Origin of the sequence: Rhodococcus sp. OK519, assembly GCF_003051005.1 — a bacterium.
Taxonomy (GTDB): Bacteria; Actinomycetota; Actinomycetes; order Mycobacteriales; family Mycobacteriaceae; genus Prescottella.
Map to the genome: position 1 here is coordinate 1,480,462 of NZ_QAOW01000001.1, position 16,117 is coordinate 1,496,578.

General features: G+C 66.2%; 23 protein-coding genes. 6 read left to right on the top strand and 17 right to left on the bottom strand.

All coding sequences use genetic code 11. The features are described 5' to 3' along the window. Positions 1–106: 106 nt before the first annotated feature. Positions 107–1,063, top strand: coding sequence for a hypothetical protein (locus tag C8K36_RS06850; protein WP_107983574.1), 957 nt, complete (start codon positions 107–109; stop codon positions 1,061–1,063). A gap of 217 nt (positions 1,064–1,280) precedes the next feature. Further along, the gene (locus C8K36_RS06855; RefSeq protein ID WP_107983575.1) at positions 1,281–2,792 is read left to right on the top strand and encodes a UDP-N-acetylmuramoyl-L-alanyl-D-glutamate--2,6-diaminopimelate ligase; all 1,512 of its coding nucleotides are present in this window, start codon (positions 1,281–1,283) and stop codon (positions 2,790–2,792) included. 84 nt (positions 2,793–2,876) lie between these two features. Here the strand turns inward: C8K36_RS06855 and C8K36_RS24705 are convergent, their stop codons facing one another. Further along, a complete protein-coding gene (locus C8K36_RS24705) occupies positions 2,877–3,050 on the bottom strand; it encodes a hypothetical protein (protein ID WP_181319401.1) in 174 nt (57 codons plus the stop codon). A gap of 117 nt (positions 3,051–3,167) precedes the next feature. Next, the gene (locus tag C8K36_RS06860; RefSeq protein ID WP_107983576.1) at positions 3,168–3,530 is read right to left on the bottom strand and encodes a hypothetical protein; all 363 of its coding nucleotides are present in this window, start codon (positions 3,528–3,530) and stop codon (positions 3,168–3,170) included. Between the two features lie 361 nt (positions 3,531–3,891). On the opposite strand from C8K36_RS06860, the gene C8K36_RS06865 reads away from it, so the two are divergent. Then, positions 3,892–4,854, top strand: a complete 963-nt coding sequence (locus C8K36_RS06865) for a TIGR03557 family F420-dependent LLM class oxidoreductase (RefSeq protein WP_107983577.1) — start codon at positions 3,892–3,894, stop codon at positions 4,852–4,854. 203 nt (positions 4,855–5,057) lie between these two features. Here the strand turns inward: C8K36_RS06865 and C8K36_RS06870 are convergent, their stop codons facing one another. Further along, a complete protein-coding gene (locus tag C8K36_RS06870; protein WP_107983578.1) occupies positions 5,058–5,342 on the bottom strand; it encodes a hypothetical protein in 285 nt (94 codons plus the stop codon). 271 nt (positions 5,343–5,613) lie between these two features. On the opposite strand from C8K36_RS06870, the gene C8K36_RS06875 reads away from it, so the two are divergent. After that, positions 5,614–6,792, top strand: coding sequence for a zinc-dependent alcohol dehydrogenase (locus C8K36_RS06875; RefSeq protein WP_107983821.1), 1,179 nt, complete (start codon positions 5,614–5,616; stop codon positions 6,790–6,792). Between the two features lie 23 nt (positions 6,793–6,815). Here C8K36_RS06875 and C8K36_RS06880 read toward each other — a convergent pair whose 3' ends face one another. Both C8K36_RS06880 and C8K36_RS25095 read right to left on the bottom strand, forming a co-directional pair. Next, on the bottom strand, positions 6,816–7,301 hold the full coding sequence (locus C8K36_RS06880) for a CinA family protein (protein WP_107983579.1): 486 nt from the start codon (positions 7,299–7,301) through the stop codon (positions 6,816–6,818). Between the two features lie 67 nt (positions 7,302–7,368). Further along, positions 7,369–7,821, bottom strand: coding sequence for an STAS domain-containing protein (locus C8K36_RS25095; protein ID WP_258195205.1), 453 nt, complete (start codon positions 7,819–7,821; stop codon positions 7,369–7,371). A gap of 328 nt (positions 7,822–8,149) precedes the next feature. Between C8K36_RS25095 and C8K36_RS06890 the strand changes: the two genes are divergently transcribed. Next, a complete protein-coding gene (locus tag C8K36_RS06890; RefSeq protein ID WP_107983581.1) occupies positions 8,150–8,935 on the top strand; it encodes a DUF427 domain-containing protein in 786 nt (261 codons plus the stop codon). Between the two features lie 83 nt (positions 8,936–9,018). Here C8K36_RS06890 and C8K36_RS06895 read toward each other — a convergent pair whose 3' ends face one another. From C8K36_RS06895 to C8K36_RS06950, 12 genes are all read right to left on the bottom strand, one after another. After that, a complete protein-coding gene (locus tag C8K36_RS06895; protein WP_107983582.1) occupies positions 9,019–9,795 on the bottom strand; it encodes a SigB/SigF/SigG family RNA polymerase sigma factor in 777 nt (258 codons plus the stop codon). Further along, the gene (locus C8K36_RS06900) at positions 9,792–10,232 is read right to left on the bottom strand and encodes an ATP-binding protein (protein ID WP_107983583.1); all 441 of its coding nucleotides are present in this window, start codon (positions 10,230–10,232) and stop codon (positions 9,792–9,794) included. The genes C8K36_RS06895 and C8K36_RS06900 overlap by 4 nt, the downstream gene beginning before the upstream one ends. 160 nt (positions 10,233–10,392) lie before the next feature. Then, complete coding sequence (locus tag C8K36_RS06905; protein WP_107983822.1) at positions 10,393–10,692, bottom strand: gas vesicle protein K; 300 nt, start codon at positions 10,690–10,692, stop codon at positions 10,393–10,395. Positions 10,693–10,730: 38 nt separating this feature from the next. Next, complete coding sequence (gene gvpJ / locus C8K36_RS06910) at positions 10,731–10,928, bottom strand: gas vesicle protein GvpJ (protein ID WP_107983584.1); 198 nt, start codon at positions 10,926–10,928, stop codon at positions 10,731–10,733. Next, entirely contained in the window at positions 10,925–11,704 is a 780-nt protein-coding gene (locus C8K36_RS06915) for a GvpL/GvpF family gas vesicle protein (RefSeq protein WP_107983585.1), read from the bottom strand. Before C8K36_RS06915 ends, gvpJ (C8K36_RS06910) begins: the two co-directional genes overlap by 4 nt. Continuing rightward, complete coding sequence (locus tag C8K36_RS06920) at positions 11,691–12,143, bottom strand: gas vesicle protein (protein ID WP_107983586.1); 453 nt, start codon at positions 12,141–12,143, stop codon at positions 11,691–11,693. The genes C8K36_RS06915 and C8K36_RS06920 overlap by 14 nt, the downstream gene beginning before the upstream one ends. Then, complete coding sequence (locus tag C8K36_RS06925) at positions 12,140–12,439, bottom strand: gas vesicle protein (RefSeq protein ID WP_107983587.1); 300 nt, start codon at positions 12,437–12,439, stop codon at positions 12,140–12,142. The genes C8K36_RS06920 and C8K36_RS06925 overlap by 4 nt, the downstream gene beginning before the upstream one ends. Positions 12,440–12,442: 3 nt before the next feature. Further along, complete coding sequence (locus tag C8K36_RS06930; RefSeq protein ID WP_107983588.1) at positions 12,443–12,706, bottom strand: gas vesicle protein GvpG; 264 nt, start codon at positions 12,704–12,706, stop codon at positions 12,443–12,445. A gap of 2 nt (positions 12,707–12,708) precedes the next feature. Then, a complete protein-coding gene (locus tag C8K36_RS06935; protein WP_107983589.1) occupies positions 12,709–13,491 on the bottom strand; it encodes a GvpL/GvpF family gas vesicle protein in 783 nt (260 codons plus the stop codon). Then, positions 13,488–13,886 (bottom strand): gas vesicle protein GvpJ, encoded by a 399-nt coding sequence (gene gvpJ, locus C8K36_RS06940; RefSeq protein WP_107983590.1) that lies wholly within the window; start codon positions 13,884–13,886, stop codon positions 13,488–13,490. Before gvpJ (C8K36_RS06940) ends, C8K36_RS06935 begins: the two co-directional genes overlap by 4 nt. Continuing rightward, a complete protein-coding gene (locus C8K36_RS06945) occupies positions 13,883–14,809 on the bottom strand; it encodes an SRPBCC family protein (protein ID WP_258195206.1) in 927 nt (308 codons plus the stop codon). The genes gvpJ (C8K36_RS06940) and C8K36_RS06945 overlap by 4 nt, the downstream gene beginning before the upstream one ends. A 122-nt stretch (positions 14,810–14,931) precedes the next feature. After that, complete coding sequence (locus tag C8K36_RS06950) at positions 14,932–15,621, bottom strand: hypothetical protein (protein WP_107983592.1); 690 nt, start codon at positions 15,619–15,621, stop codon at positions 14,932–14,934. A gap of 201 nt (positions 15,622–15,822) precedes the next feature. On the opposite strand from C8K36_RS06950, the gene C8K36_RS06955 reads away from it, so the two are divergent. Beyond that, positions 15,823–16,080, top strand: coding sequence for a DUF6480 family protein (locus tag C8K36_RS06955; protein ID WP_107983823.1), 258 nt, complete (start codon positions 15,823–15,825; stop codon positions 16,078–16,080). Positions 16,081–16,117 lie beyond the last annotated feature (37 nt).

Sequence of the window (16,117 nt, forward strand, 5' to 3'; positions counted from 1 at the left end):
TCGCCCCGCCATGATTCCCCCGCCATGATTAGGACGGCCCGCGGGTGGGTAGTCCTCGCACGGACAAATCCAACCAAGGCAGTTTGTTGCCGGAACGGAGAAGGCCGTGACCGACACGTCGACCCTCATCGCACAGTTGCGCGTGCTGCTCGAGCTGACGAACACCGAGATCCAGGTAGCCGATACCCGCAGGACGCAGGCGCGCACGGAGGCTGTCGCCACCGAGTTGGCTCAGAACGCCGACAACGCGCGTGGACGCGCGGACGCGATCGAGCGGGCTCTGCGCGAGCTGGGTGGGCTTCCTGCGCTCGTGGGCCCGTTGCTGGGGCGGGCCGCGGCCGCGGTGAAGACGATGACCGAGCAGGCGCAGCCGTTCGACGAGGCGCTGCTCGGCGATCTCGCCCTCGAACATCAACTCCTCGATCGATCCCGGTATCTCAAGGCTTTGGCCACCGCCGAGCGTCAGCGAGGGCTCGTGCTGTTGGCCGACCAGCTGATCACAGCGCATTCGGCCACCGTGGAGTGGTTGACCACCGTGCTTGCCGAGGAGGCGCTGGGTGGTCCTGCCGCGTTACGTCGGACGCCGGTTCAGGCTGTGACCGGCGCTGCGGTGCGCTGGATGAACACGCCTGTCGTCTGGTCGACGAAGGGAATCGACCAGGCGATGGATGCGGTACGTTCCACCGGCCCGCGGATCAACCGTCTTCTCAGCAGAGGCGCGCATGCCGGGGACGTGGCGACGAGGACCATCGTCGCCAGCCGTGACGCGGCTCTCGAACGCGCGGAACAGGTTTCGCGTGACGAGGGTGCCGACGCGGTTGCCGCCGCGCTGCACGGTGTCCGCACGTCCACCGGCGCGCTCGAGCCCGAGGAGCTTCCGATCTCGGACTACGACGACATGAACGTCTCCACAGCCGTAGCCGCCGTCAAGGAGCTGACCGAGCCGGCCGACGTGCGGGCGGTCGTGGCCTACGAAGAGGCGAACAAGAATCGGCAGGGTGTCGTCTCCGCGGCCCAGACGCGTCTCGCGGCAATCGCGCAGGAAGTTGCCGGCATCCGCTGAGACTCCGCTGAGACTCCGCTGGGAGGCCGGGCTGCACCACACAGGTCTCCGCGTCGAGCGATCGATGCGGGGATCTGCTGTGGGCGGCGCCGTGAGGCCTTGGAGTCCCGCGCGAATCGATCGAGGCGGGCGACTACCGATTACTCGACCGCTCGCGAATCGACTCGGGGACGTCTGTTCACGAGCGGCAACGGCGGAGCGGTGGTCAACTGGTCTCATGAGCCGCGACGACTCGGGGTCGACGGATGTTCCCCGGTCGCTCCGTGGCGCCGTCCGTCATCTCCGTGCATTGGGCGAGTGGGTCGTCGGCCCGGCCGCGGAGTGCGATCGTCCGATCATCCGGGTGTGCCAGGATTCGCGGCGGGTTCAGCCCGGGGACCTCTACGCGGCCCTGCCCGGACGCCGACACCACGGAGCATCCTTTGCCGCCGAAGCCGCCGCACGCGGTGCCGTCGCAATGTTCAGCGATCGGCCGTCGGACTCATTGCCCGGCATCGTCGTCGCCGATCCTCGCCGAGCACTCGGGCCGCTGGTGTCGTGGGTGTACGACAATCCGTCCGCTGCCTTCGATCTGTACGGCGTGACGGGGACGAACGGGAAGACCAGTACCGTCTACCTTCTCGATGCCGCCCTCGTGTCAGCGGGTCGCCGAACCGGAATTGTCACGGGGGTCACCGTGCGTGGACCCCGTACCACCTACACGGCGACACGAACCACACCGGAAGCGTGCGATCTCCAACAGGCCTTCGCACAGTTCTCCCGTGAGCGGGTGGACGCGGTGGCAATGGAGGTCTCGAGTCATGGGCTGGCCGAACGGAGAGTCGATGGATCGCATTTCGAAGTAGCGGTCTTCACCAACCTTGCCCGCGACCATCTGGACTTCCACCCGAACATGGAGGCCTACTACGCCGCCAAGGCGCGGCTGTTCACGCCCGAACTCTGTGACAGTGCGGCGATCTGTATCGACGACGTCTACGGGCGCAGACTGGCCGCCGACGCCACCGTGCCACATCTGACCTTCTCCGTCCGTGACCCGTCCGCCGACCTGCACGCCACGTCGGTCCACGCCGATCGATGGGGCAGTTCGTTCACCCTCCACCACCGTGGCAGGCAGATGCCGGTCCGGCTGCGCCTGCTCGGCGGCCATCAGGTCGACAACACCGTCGCCGCCCTCGCCGCGCTGACGGTCCGCGGTGTCGAGATCGACGCTGCCATCGCGGGCATCGAATCCCTGAGTGCGGTCCCCGGCCGACTCGAGAGTGTCGATGCGGGACAACCGTTCCTGGCGTTCGTCGATTACGTCCACAACACCGCCGGCCAACGCCGTCTCCTCCCGTACCTGCGCTCGATGGCCACGGGGCGGCTCATCGTCGTGCTGGGCGCGACAGGGGAACGTGACCCGGGCAAGCGCCGCCCGCTGGGTTCCACGGCTGCGAGATTCGCGGAAGTTGTCATTGTGACGGATGAAAGTGCGTTCTCCGACAACGCCGCCGACCTTCGTGACGACGTCGCCGACGGTGCCCGGCGTGTGTCGTGCACGGACGTCCGGGTGATCCCGGACCGCGGTGAGGCCATCGCGAGCGCCGTCGCTCTCGCCCGGGCGGGCGATGTCCTCCTGGTCGCCGGCCGCGGGCACGACTCGGAACTCGTCGACAACGGTGTCGCGACTGCCTTCGATGACCGAACGGCATTACGTCGAGCGATCGTGGCGCGACCCGACTGCGGGTGACCTACACGTCGCGCTCACCGGACCTGTACGGGTGCCGGCGACGCCACTCGCGGACCCTGCTCCCTCCTGTACCGCGCTCCCGGTTCAGCGGCGTCCCCGCGGCGCCTGACTGTCCTCGTCGTCGGTATCCGTCCGGCGAACTGCGTCCGGCGCATTTTCCCGGGTAGCCATCCCGCCGTCCCGCCCGTGATCTGCCGGCCCCGGGGGATCGTCGTGGACGTCGTCCCGTGCTGCACGCTCGGTGTTGTCCTCAGTCATCTTTTGCCTTCCTGCTCGATCCGAATACGGGACGGGCCCCGGCGTCTGTGTGGCCACACCTCGTCGGTGTGGTCACACTCGGCGAGGAACCGGACGTACCCACGGTGGCGGTTGTGCCTACGGTGGCGTCGGGCCTTGGTCGTTCGCGTCGGTGTCCCGGTCCGCGTCGGCACTCATGACTTCGCGCCACCACGCGTCGAGCGGGCTCGGCTGTGGATAGCGGACGTCGGCGGGCGCGTCGGGGCCTTCCGGGCATGCACGCGGTGGGCCGAACGTGGGTGCGGTCATACCGGAGGGTTCCCCCGCGGGGCGATTGTGAAACACCGGCACCGGCACCGGCACCGGCACCGGCACCGGCACAGGCTGGCGGCAGGCCCACGCCGAGAACGCGACGCGCAACATGAACCGGGGCGCCCGCGAGTCGACGACCCCTTCGAGATCCGCCCATCCCTCGCACTGATCGTCGGTGCCGCGCGTCACGTGAACGGCGTGCCTCCGGTGACGCCGAGCGCTTCGCCTGTGACATAACTGGTTCGCTGGAAGCGAAGAACACCGGCCGGGCTTGTCGATTCGAACTTCGAACTGGAGGCCTTTTGTGGGTGAACATGTCACTTCCTTCGGACGTCGGACGCGGACACCGCCCAAATACCCTCGCTGCCGCCGAAGAATCCTCGGGCGTCGCTACCGCGCAGGATCGTGACTCGAACGCAACACCGGGGCCGAGGAGCCAATCCGTCGACCGGTTTCACGGGTAGCGGGCTCGGGTATCTCTACTGCGAGAAGTGTCGGTACCGGTGAACCCGGTTCCGGCGCGGAGCAACGAACAACGAACGGAGACACGGTGAAAATCGGATACAAACTGTTCGCGGAGGCGTACTCGCCGGCCGAGCTGGTTCGCCAGGCGGTGCGGGCCGAGGAGGTCGGATTCGATTTCGTCGAGATCAGCGACCACTTTCATCCGTGGCTGCACGATCAGAACCACTCAGGATTTGCGTGGTCGATTCTGGGCGCGATCGCGGCGAGAACGTCGACGCTCGAACTCGCCACCGGTGTGACATGCCCGTTCGTCCGGTATCACCCGGCGATCATCGCCCAGGCAGCGGCGACGACCGCTCTCCTGTCCGACGGCAGATTCGTACTGGGTGTGGGAACAGGGGAGAGGCTCAACGAGCATGTCGTGGCCCGAGGCTGGCCGCCCGCGTCGACCCGCTCGGAGATGCTCCGCGAGTCGATCGACATCATCCGTCTGCTATGGAGCGGCGGTTACCACAGCTACCGCGGACGCCACATCGAACTCGAGGACGCACGGGTTTTCGATCTGCCCGACGAGCTTCCGCCGATCATCGTCGCAGCGTCAGGAGGGCCGGCAGCGAGAATCGCCGCAGAACTCGGGGACGGGCTGTTCGCCACCGATGCCGATGCGGATCTGATCGAAAAGTACCGGAGCGCTGGAGGTTCGGGCCCGCGCTACGGTGAGGTGCCGCTGTCCTGGGCTGCAACGGAGGAGGCTGCACTGAAGTCGGCACATAAGTTGTTCCGCTTCTCGGCGGCAGGGTGGAAGGTACAGGCAGAGCTGCCGAACCCCATCAATTTCGAAGCGGCCTCGTCAGTCGTTCGAGAGTCCGACCTCGCTGACAGCTTCGGTTTGGGGCCCGACGTGCGTAGCCATCTCGAGAGGATTCGCAGTTTCGCTGATGCGGGGTTCGATCACCTGGCCCTCGTGAACGCGGGCCCCGAAGTCGACGGATTCTTCAGCTTCTACGCCGACGAACTCGCGCCCGCGCTGGCGGACACGGCCCTCTGACAGCAAGGCTCGCGTGCCCACTTGTGGGCCCACCAATCGCATCGTGACCTCGATGCGATTCCAACGTCCAGGTCGAAATCGCCGCGCCGAAAAGGCGCGGCGATCGGCGTCGAACCGCCGTCACCTTCAGTGGTCGAGCCAATGTTGCTGTGACGGACAGGAACCGCGATTCCGCAGTCGAGCGCCCGGGCCGTCCGGCCGGGTCAGTGACCCACCTGATCGGTGAGTGAGGCGTTGTCCAGTCGCTTCACCCGGCGATGTTCGGCGAGCACCAGCAGCGTCCCGAGCAGGAGCGAGGCGCCGCAGACGATTCCGGCGATCCACGCCCAGCCCACGAAGCCGTAGCCCGCCGCGACCAGCGTGAGGCCCAGCGTGACGATGGCGACGCCGATGAGCGCGTATCCGGGCCAGTTGCGTGCGTCTTCGATGGCCTCGCCCGGGTGTTCCCGGGTGGTGTGTGCGAGGTCGCGAGGATCGTTGCTGTTCATGTGAGCCTCCCCGGTGTTGCGATTATTCGACCGCGCCGGAAGGAACCGGTGCGGTCCTTGCACGTGCTCTCGATTGTCGTCCACTCCAGTGGTTCCTGCACGGCACCATCCTTGACCGATGTAGTCGGTCGGTGGGCAGTCGCACCTACGGCGGCTTCGTTGCCGTCGAAACGTCGGTGTGGCCACCGCGACGTAACGAACGGACGACGTTTGCGTTGATCGCCCTGAGGGTAGTTGTCGATCACCTACGGATATCCATCAGGAGGCAGTGGTGAAAGCGGTGACGTGGCAGGGCAAGCGGAACGTCAGTGTCGATACGGTTCCCGATCCGGAGATCGAGGACCCCACCGACGCGATCGTGGAACTGACGACCACCAATATCTGTGGGTCGGATCTGCACCTTTACGAGTTGCTCTCGCCGTTCATGAACCCCGGGGACATCCTGGGGCACGAACCGATGGGCATCGTGCGCGAAGTGGGCAGGGAAGTCGGTGATCTGGCGGTGGGCGATCGTGTGGTGATTCCATTTCAGATCTCGTGTGGGCACTGCTCGATGTGTCATCGTGGTCTGCAGACACAGTGCGAGACAACGCAAGTCCGGTCGGAAGGCACGGGGGCGGCGCTGTTCGGATATTCGAAGCTCTACGGCAGCGTTCCCGGCGCGCAGGCCCAGTACATGCGGGTGCCGCAGGCGCAATACACCCATATCAAGGTGCCTGAGGGCCCTCCGGACGACCGGTTCGTCTATCTGTCCGATGTGCTCCCGACGGCGTGGCAGGCGGTCGAGTATGCGAATGTCCACGAGGGCGACTCACTCACGGTGCTCGGCCTCGGACCGATCGGCGACATGGCCGCTCGGATCGCGACTCGTCGCGGTGTCCGTGTGATCGGCGTCGACCTCGTACCGGAGCGCCTCGCACGGCTGCGGGATCGGGGGATCGAGGTACTCGATCTCCGTGAACACAAGGACATCGGCGCGACGATCAGAGATATGACGGGCGGACAGGGATCGGATGCCGTCGTGGATGCCGTGGGTATGGAAGCGCACGGGTCGCCCGGCGCGAAACTGGTGCAGCAGGCGACGTCGTTGATTCCGGACGCCGTGGCCGGACCGCTGTTCACCCATGCGGGCATCGATCGGCTCGCGGCCCTCGATGCGGCAATCGACATCGTGCGGCGTGGCGGAACCGTGTCCATCATCGGCGTGTACGGGGGTGCGCTGGACCCGATGCCATTGTTCAAGATGTTCGACAAGCAGATCCAGTTGCGGATGGGGCAGGCCAACGTGAAGAGATGGGTCGACGACATCTTGCCGCTTCTCACCGACGGAGACCCGCTCGGCGTCGACACCTTCGCGACCCATCGTCTCCCGCTCCACGACGCGCCGCGTGCCTACGAGATCTTCCAGAAGAAGCAGGACGGGGCGGTGAAAGTGCTGCTCGAGCCCTGACCGGGGCATGACCGCGTCGCCGCTCAACCCCGGGCGATGCACCCCGCGAGCAGATCGAGAGCGGCACGCGCGGTCAGCTCGACCACCTCCGACGGGTCGCCCGCAAAGGTCATTTCCTTCGCGGTGACGGCGCCGCGATCGAAGAGTGCGAACCAGACCGTTCCCGGCGGCCGGCCGTCCTGGGGGTCGGGGCCTGCGGCGCCGGTGACGGCGACAACGGTGTCGGCGCCCAGGAGTCTCGCCGTCGCGGTTGCCATGCTGCGTGCACTGCGTTCGGAGACGACCGGCCCCGGGGGCACTCCCAGCAGTTCGTGTTTCACTTCGCTCGAGTACGCGACAATGCTCCCGCGGTACCAGTCGGACGAACTCGGCGCCGCGCCGAGCAGGCACGAGATATGCCCGCCGGTAAGCGATTCGGCGGTGGCGACGCGTCGCCCGGCCTGCTGTGCCAGATCGGAAATCTTCGCGGCCAATGACGACGTGCCGTTGCGGTGCTCCGGGATCGCCATGTCTCGGTTATACCTCTCCGGGGCGCGTGCGGCCTGTCGAGCGTCGCCGCAGCCGCCCCGCACGCGTTCACGGTCCGGCGGTGTCCGTCAGAGCGCAGACACGAGGCGCATCGGCCGTGCACGCCGATTCGATCGTCGCGTGACACTCGAAAATCTGACGGGCCCCGGTGGCTGTGAGCGCATGCTCGACCCCCCGCGTTGCCGTGATGAGCTTGAAGTCGATGCCGAGTCGGCTGGCGAGGTCTCTGGCCTCGATCAACGCGGGAACGGCTTGGACGCTCATGAAATCGACGCGGGAAAGGTCGAGGACGATGAGGTCGCCGTCCGCCAACCCGCTTGCAGTCCGGTCGACCAGCGCCCCGAACATTGCCCGGAACATGTCGACGGTATTCAGGTCCAAGTCGTAGGCGATGTCCGCGATCAGCGCCGTCGAGTCTGTGGCCGCGGATCGGTTGTGATCCTCGCCGACGCGGGTCTGCGTGCGAGGTGTGGTCGTTGCTGATATCGGAAGATCAGGCACGCGGTGCCTCCATCCGGTGAAGCCGGGTTCTACGACGTCGGCCGTCCGAGTGTCCGACGGACCACGTCTACCCGGCGACGGCCACGATCGCGCCGTCTCTGATGTGGCGACAGGCTGTGTGCTCAACCTCTCTGTCGTTTCTAACACCGACTGGCCCTCGTGTACAGGGCACCGACCTCTACGCGACCGGAGTCCGTGTACGGAACCTGTCGGTGCGGCTCGACGACCTGCTGCCGCATCTACCCCAACAGGGATAAGGTTCCACGCAGACCCACCCAGCCCGTGTCCGGTTCGCTCGTCGAACCCGTTCGAGGAGGTCGGATCTCCCATGTCGCTCACCGTGCCGCGCGGACCACTGTCCGGTAAGCCCGCTCCGGGCAACTTCACCATCGACGGGCCGGCTCACCGTCTGCTGTTCGACGACTTCCCGCGGCGAGTGCGGGCGACGTACGCGGGGGAGACGATCCTCGACACCGACCGCGGCAAGCTCCTGCACGAGACGGGACTGCTTCCGCAGTTGTACGTCCCCGAGACCGACATCCGCGACGATCTGCTGACACCCACACATCACGTCACGTACTGCCCGTTCAAGGGGGCGGCGAGGTACTGGTCGGTCACCGTCGGCGGCCGAAGCGCCGAGAACGCTGTCTGGGCCTACGCCGAACCCAAGCGGGCGGCCTCGTGGTTGAGCGGGTACCGAGCGTTCTACTGGGAGTCGATGGACGGCTGGCTGGACGAGGAGGAGTCGGTGGCCGGTCATCTCCGCGACCCCTACCATCGCGTCGACGTCCGGCACACCGGTCGACGAGTCCGGGTGCTCCTCGGCTCCGACGTCATCGTCGACACCGACCGCGCCGAATTGCTCTCGGAGACGGGACTTCCCAATCGGTTCTACGTGCCACGCGATGCCGTCGGCGCCGACCTGCTCCAACCGAGCAACACGACCACGGTCTGCCCCTACAAGGGAAGCGCCACGTACTGGACGCTGCGACTTCCCGGGCGCGTCCTCGACGACGCCGCATGGTCGTACGACGACCCACTGGAGTCGGCGCTGCAGGTCCGCGGACACGTGTGCTTCGACCACGAGCAGCTCACGGTGGTGGCCGAGAACTGAACCGCGGCGCGCGGTGCGGTGCTGCTTGCGTGACACGCAGATAGATCTGAAGCGCACCGTCGTGAGACTGCTGTCTCGGCCGACTACCGCTCGGCGTGCTCACGCAGTTTGGCGAGGGTGGCCGAGAGGATTCGTGACACATGCATCTGTGACACGCCGATCCTCGCGGCGATCTGGGACTGGGTCTCGTTGCCGAAGAAGCGCAGCAGCAGAACGAGTCGCTCCCGATCCGGCAGATTGTCGATGATCACTCTCAGGGTCTCGTGGTCCTCGACTCCGGCCAGGGCGATGTCGTCGTCGCCCAAGAGGTCACCCAGTGTCGATCCGGCTTCGTCGCCGCTCACGGCCGCGTCCACCGAGAGTGCTTGGTAACCGTTGGCGGCCTGCAGGCCCTGCACGACGTCCTCGACGCCTACCCCGAGTTCGTCGGCGATCTCGCGTGGCGTCGGCGCACGTCCGAACTGCTGGGACAACTTCGACGATGCCGTGGTGATCTCCAGGTGGAGTTCCTTCAGGCGTCGGGGTACTCGCACCGCCCACCCGGTGTCCCGGAAGTGTCTGCGTACCTCACCCATGATCGTCGGGACCGCGAAGGCCAGAAAGTCGGATCCACGGTCCACGTCGAAGCGGTCCACCGCGTTGACCAGCCCGACGCTGGCGACCTGCACGAGGTCGTCGAAAGGTTCGCCTCGCCGGTCGAAGCGGCGGGCGATGTGCTCGGCAAGTGGCAGACACCGGGTGATGATCGCGTCTCGTAGTTCGTCGCGCGAGGGATCGTCGGCATCGAGCGATCCCAGTGACGCGAACATCGGTCTCACGTCGCTGTACTCGTCGGAGCGATCGGTCGTTCGGGAAGTCACACGGCGTCTCCACACCGTACGGAGAACGAGATCGTGACGCTGGAGCCCCGCCCGTCGCCGTTACCGTGGTGGCGGTGGAGTGTCAGATCGTCGGTCAGCGTGCGCAGAACGTGCCATCCGAAGCGGCGCTCGAACGGTCCGTCCACGTCGTCAGCGGCGGCGGCCACACACGCCGAGAAGCGGAAGGAATCGGGCGATACGCGAAACCTGCACACGACGTCGCTGCCGCTCAGCGCGATCCGAAAGAGGGTGCTGCAGGCCTCGTCGACCGCCAGTCGCAGGTCTGCGAGCTGGTCCAGGGTCAGATCGCACCGCTCAGCCAGCGACGCGGACACACTCCGAATCGGCCCGAGCTGGGATGCATCGGCCGGCGTACGTAGTTCGATCACTGGCCCGAAATCCTCGGGTGCCCTCGTGGAGGCGCACGTTTCGCTCATGACTCCTCGCTTCGAAGTCGGCCTGACGGGTGCGGTCGGAGCGGCTGCGATGGTTCAGGATTCCCGCGCTGAGTGCTTTCCAAACTCCCGGTCCCGGATTCCCGATGGGTTGTCCGTACTGCGAATGCGTCGACTGCCTCGCACAGGTGGCCGGTCGGCGTCATTCATCGGCGAGGAGTGGGCCCAGCGGCCCCAGATCGATGTTGAGATCCTCGGGTTCGAGCCCGAAATGCTCGCGCAACTCCTCCATCTTCTCCTCGAGTAGCATCAGCGTGGTACCGATTCGTTCGATCTGGTCGTCGGAGAGGTCGCCGGCATCTACTCGGCGCAGGGCCTGGCGTTCCATGAGCTGGCGCAACAGTTCGACGAGCGTGAGTACGAGGGCGACGAGCCCACGTTCGACGGACTCTGGATCGGCATCGATTCGCTGCCGCACCGACGGGGAGTGCGAACGAGACACAGGCTCCTCGCCCGGGCGCCGATCGTCCGACGCGTCCGTCACCGGAGTCTTTCGGGTGGTCCGCCGAGTGGAGGCGTCAGTGCGCTGACCGACGACACGAGTGCGCGCAGTGAGATGTGAACCATGTCGACGTCGGCGATCGAGAGGGTCACTTCGCCGGCGACCACGACGCCGCCACCGAGGACTCGATCGAGAAGGTCGACCAGGGCGATCCGGCGATCGGGGTAAGCGGTCATCGCGGACTCGATCCGACGGCGGTGAACGAATAGGGAGGCCACGGCCCGGTGATCACGGTATCGACATCGTCGATGCGGGTATCGACGCTCTCTACCGCGGCAGTGAACTCGTGCACACGAGCGTTGTCGACCAGGTACGACGCGTTGAGAATCTCCGACGCTCGACGGGGGGAGAGGCCGGAGGCCGACGGTGGCTGGCGGACTGCGGCGACCGCCAGATTGCCCAGTTCCGCGAAGATCTCATCGGCGAGCCGGGCGGCCTCCGATTGGGTCTCTTCCTGCGCCGCCGCCCGCGCCCGCCGCTCCATGAGATATGCGGTCCCCGTTGTCTTGCGCTCCTTCTCGGCGGTGTCATCGCCGTCGGCTCGTCGACGATCGAGATATGACCTGATTCCCCACTCGGATCGGCCGGTGATGTGCTCCAGCGCGTCGGTGAGCTCTGCGGCGTTCTCGCGCAACATCGTTCGCACCCGATCCTCGTCGTAATACACGGTGGCCAATCGCATCGGCACGGTGGTTCCCCCCGCGCAGATCGCGGCGACGACGGCGTCATGGCGGCGTGCTGTTTCGGATAGCCAGTCGAGGTCCTCGAGGTTGCGGCGCAGAGCCTGCTCGCCGAACGTATCGAGGGCGACCGTGCCCACGACAGAGGTGAAACCACCCTCGGTCACCGTGTTCAACTCTTCTCCGGCTACACCCCGAATCCCGGTGATTCCACCGGGAAACGAACCCGCGGTGGTCACGGCGTATACCCACACGCCTTCATCGCGGGTCATGCCGGTGGTCCTCGTCGACGGGCGGGTCGGCAGGAGGGTGAGCATTCGGGTTGACGGCCTCCACAGCTTGTGGGGGACCCGTCGTCAGGTCGCTTGCTGCCCGCCCACCCGACTCCAACGCTTCGATGCGATCGCGCAGCCTCCGGTTCTCCAACTCGAGGTCCTCGGCGTCACTGCTGCGACCGGAGAGCCACGGGTCGTGTTCCCACCAATCGATTCCGACCTCGCGCGCAGTCTCGAGCGACGCGATCACCAGACGCAGTTTGATTGTGAGCAGTTCGATGTCGAGCAGGTTTACGCGGATGTCACCGGCGATGACGATGCCCTTGTCCAGGACGCGCTCGAGAATGTCGCCGAGATTCGCAGGCTCGTGCCCGGCGCCGCCGAGGCCCTGGCTGTAGCGCTGGGGATAATTGGACCCGCCACCCGAGCTGGTCACTGCTCAGCCCCCTTCCCGGACTGTCCGCGCGTGTACTGTCGGATCCTGCGGTAGGACAACAGCATTCCGTCCAGATCCAACACGACAACGTAGATGGCCATCACGTCGGACGACGACGGGATGCGGCGGTCCTCGAGAACCTCGACCTCGACGGACCATCCCTCGTCCGTGGGTGCGACCGAGACGGCTCCGATCGGTGTCCGGCCGGTCAGTTCGGCGATCTGACGGGCGGCCTCGGAGGCGGCCTCGGGCGCGGTCAGGTCGACGTGGTCTCCGGAATCTCCCGAGCCGCTCATGGGTTACTCCTCTCCGTTGCCGCCGTCGGTCGCGTCGATGTCGTCGACCCGTGCGACCCTGCCGAGGATCGTGCTTTCTTCGCACGCGGCCTCCTCGTCCGAGATCTGCCCCGAACGTCGAGCATCGTCAACTGCTTCGAGATCGCGGCGCACGGCGGCCGGACTGGAAAGCTCCTCCTCCACCTGGCGCCGCACGACCTCGCCGATCCACACGACGCCGCGGACGGGCGCGAGCGGCAAACCGGCGATGGCGGAAAAGAGCCCCATGGTCAGGCCCCCGGCGCTCGCGTCGTCACGAAGTCGTAGGCAGCGAGAGGCCCGGCCACGGTGATGTCGACCCGTCCTTGCCAGTCGTCGATCAGGGGATTCAGGGCCTTGTCGAGAGCATCGACCTGGTCTGCCGGGATCAGGACGGCCACCGAACCGGCATCCTCGTCGTGGGTCACCTCGCGGACCGTTACCGCCTTCGCAACCTGATCGAGCGCCCCGATGAGGCGCTCGGTGTCCTGCTCGCGTTTACCGGCCAGGGCTCGACTGATCAACTCGCCGAGCGCCAGTCGCTCGTCACGGGTCGCCTCCTCGGGCCGGTCACGGATCGTGTCCCGCAGACGGCTCGCCTCGGGATCGCCGGAGAGGATCTCACGGAGGATCGCGTCTTCGACATATCTGCCCTTGACCACGTATTCGACAGATCCTTCGAGCTGTTCGAGCGCGTCGCTGAACTCGTCCCGGTACGGCTCCAGAAACTCGGACACCACCGCGTCCCTGTCGGTCAGTACTGCACCGAACCGCAGCGGGAGAACCGGCGCGACGGTGGCCGTGGAGTCGAGCACCGCGGCGTGAGCACGAAGATCGTCCGGGCTGCCCAGTGGAGTGTCCGGTGGTATCTCGCTCACGAGCGCGGCTACGCCACCGTGCGTCACGATCTGCAGGGGGCGGGGAGGTGATCCGATGCCGGTCGCATCCGCATTCACTTCCACGTCGGCGGGGACCAAGCCATAGACGTACACCACGGGTGCACCACCGTCGGGTGTGGAATTCGATTCCGTCATCTCTCCTCGCCTCCACCGGAGTGCCCGCGAGGCTGCCGTTCGTGTTCTTCGTCGGAGCCGCCGATGAAGTCCATCACCTTCTCGCCTGCAGCCTCGATCGCGCCCTTGGTCTTGGACCGGGCTCCACCTTCGGTGATGTCCTGCACCATGTCGGGCAGGCCCTTCGGCTGGGTGTCGGAGATCTGCAGTCGGTTGACCGCCTCGGCGAACTTCAGGTAGGTGTCGACGCTGGCAACGACCACCCGTGCGTCGACGGTGAGCAGTTCGATGCCGACCAGCGACACACGGACGTAGGCATCGATTACGAGGCCCTTGTCGAGAATCGTGTCCACGACGTCGGCGAGGCTCTGTGAACTCGGTCCTCCGCCGCCACCCCCGCCTTGAACCATCGTCATTCGCGCGTCACCTTCTTCCGTCGACGCGCCGGGGGCGTCTCTTCGGTCCTGTCGTCGCTCGGCGCGGTCTCGTCGTCGTAGTCGTCCTCGGTGTCGTCCGGCCCGCCTGGCTCATCCGATTCCTGGTCTTGGTTCTCGTCCTGGTTCTCGTCCTGGTTCTCGTCGAACTCGGCGTCAGCGTCCTCGTCATCCTCGAGGTCCTCCTCGGGGACCACCTCGCCGTCTCGGATCTCGCCGTGCCATCCCTCCACGTCGTCCGGGTGCAGCAGGGCCTGAGTCATGACGTGGCGGCGGAAATTCTTGAGTTCCAGTCGGATTCGGCGCCCTTGGGCGCGCCAGATGTTGCCGGTCTTTTCGAAGAAGCCCTGTGGGTGATACTCGATCAGGACCAATACCCTGGTCAGGTCCGGAGTGAGTTCGTGGAACGTGATTGCGCCGTCGAGGTATCCCTTGTCGCCTTTCGACCGCCACACGATGCGTTCGTCCTGAACCTGCTCGAGGATCGTGGACTCCCACGATCGATGGGACCAGAAGACCTGCGCCTTCCACCTCGTCTTCTCGTCGGAGACCTGCTCCACCTGTTCGAGCTTCTTCATGAACCGGGGGAAATCGGCGAACTGTGTCCATTGGTCGTACACCAGATCGACCGGGGCCCCGATGTCGATCTGTTCGACGATGTTGGTGATCTTGTCCTTCTTGCCCTTGCCTTTTCCCTTCCCCTTACCTCCGGTGAGCGCGTCTTTGAGGCCGGTACCCGCGTCCTTGATCTTGTCTTTCACGCTCGTCATTCCGGCCTTGACGGCCACCTTCGCGGGTGACTCGCCCTGGGCCAGGCCGGTCATCGCCGTGGCGAGTCCACCACCGCCGCCGTTCGAGGTGAATTGGTCCAGGTTGCCGACCGCCGACGTGACGGTATCGGTCAACGATTTGACCCCCTTCTGGGCGACGGCACCGACGAGGTGCTGAAGGGATGATTTGAGTTGGTCCCCATCGTCCGAGGCGGACCGATCAGCTTCTTTCTCCTCCTTGGTTACGGTCATTTCCCTCACCTCCCGGTGCGTCGCACGGGCGCGTCTGCGGGCGTAGTGGACCGCGAGCGTGCTCGTGCCTTCGGCTCGGAATCCTTACGCGTGCGGGGAGCGCCGCGTCGCGACGACGATGCGCGGGACGCGGGGGAAGAGGTGCGGCGCCCGGAGCCTTTCGCCTCCGCCTCGGGCTGCTCCTGCTCGTCGTCGTTGTCGTCCTCGGCGGCGGATTCGTCGTGTTCGGTGTCCGCTCGCTTCCGGCGTGGGGCGCGCGAGCGTCCGCGCTCCGCCTCGGAATCGGGTGCCTCTGCCTCGGCTCCAACCTCTTCCGCTTCCTCGTCCTGATCGTGCTCCTGCTCCTCGCCCAGGACTCCTTCGCCGATCTTGCCTGCTTGCTCGCCGGCCACACCGACCCCCTCGCCGACACCTTCGATGCGACTCGTGAGCGAGTCGATTCGGTTGCTCGCTGCGGCGACAGCGGCATTCTTGGCGGCGTCGACCAGTTCGCCGCGGACGCTCTCGGTCAGCTTTCCGACCTCCGCGGAATCCCCGAGTCGTTTGATTCCTTCACGGACCAGTTCGCGAGAGTTACTCGGGAGACGGCCGGTCGCGCCCGCTCCGGCCAGCATCAATGCGACCTTCATCTTGCGCGTACGGCCCAGGAAATAGCCGACCGCGACGCCTAGGGCGATGCGCATGCCACCGTTCATGACCGGTCCTCCGTATTCGGGAGACGTGCGCCCGGTGCCCCGCCGGCCCGGATCGATCCCGCTCCATTCGTCGGGTAGCCCCCATCGCACCGAACCAAACACGAAACAGCGGCCGATTCGGACGATCTGATGCTGGGGAGACCGGACGAATGGACGGGGGCCGGGTGGGGTACGCGGACGGTGACTGACAAGGAGGACACGATGACCGATCCAGGAGCACCCGTCGGACCCGATCCCGATCCTCGCGAGACGCCGGACCTCGAGCCTGGCGGAGGCGTCCCAGCCGGGTCCACGCCGCCGGCGTCAGGTGGTACCTCAGGAATCTCGGAGCACGAGCCTGATACCCGCGGCCGGTTTCCCCCGACCGGTGCGGCGACGATCGTTGTCGTCGGCTTGATCGTGGTCGTTTTCGTCGTTGTAGTGGTCGGACTCATCCTGATGGCAGCCGGCGTCTGGTAGCGCGTACCCAGACCGCGCGCCGGAGGGTGGGCCCAGG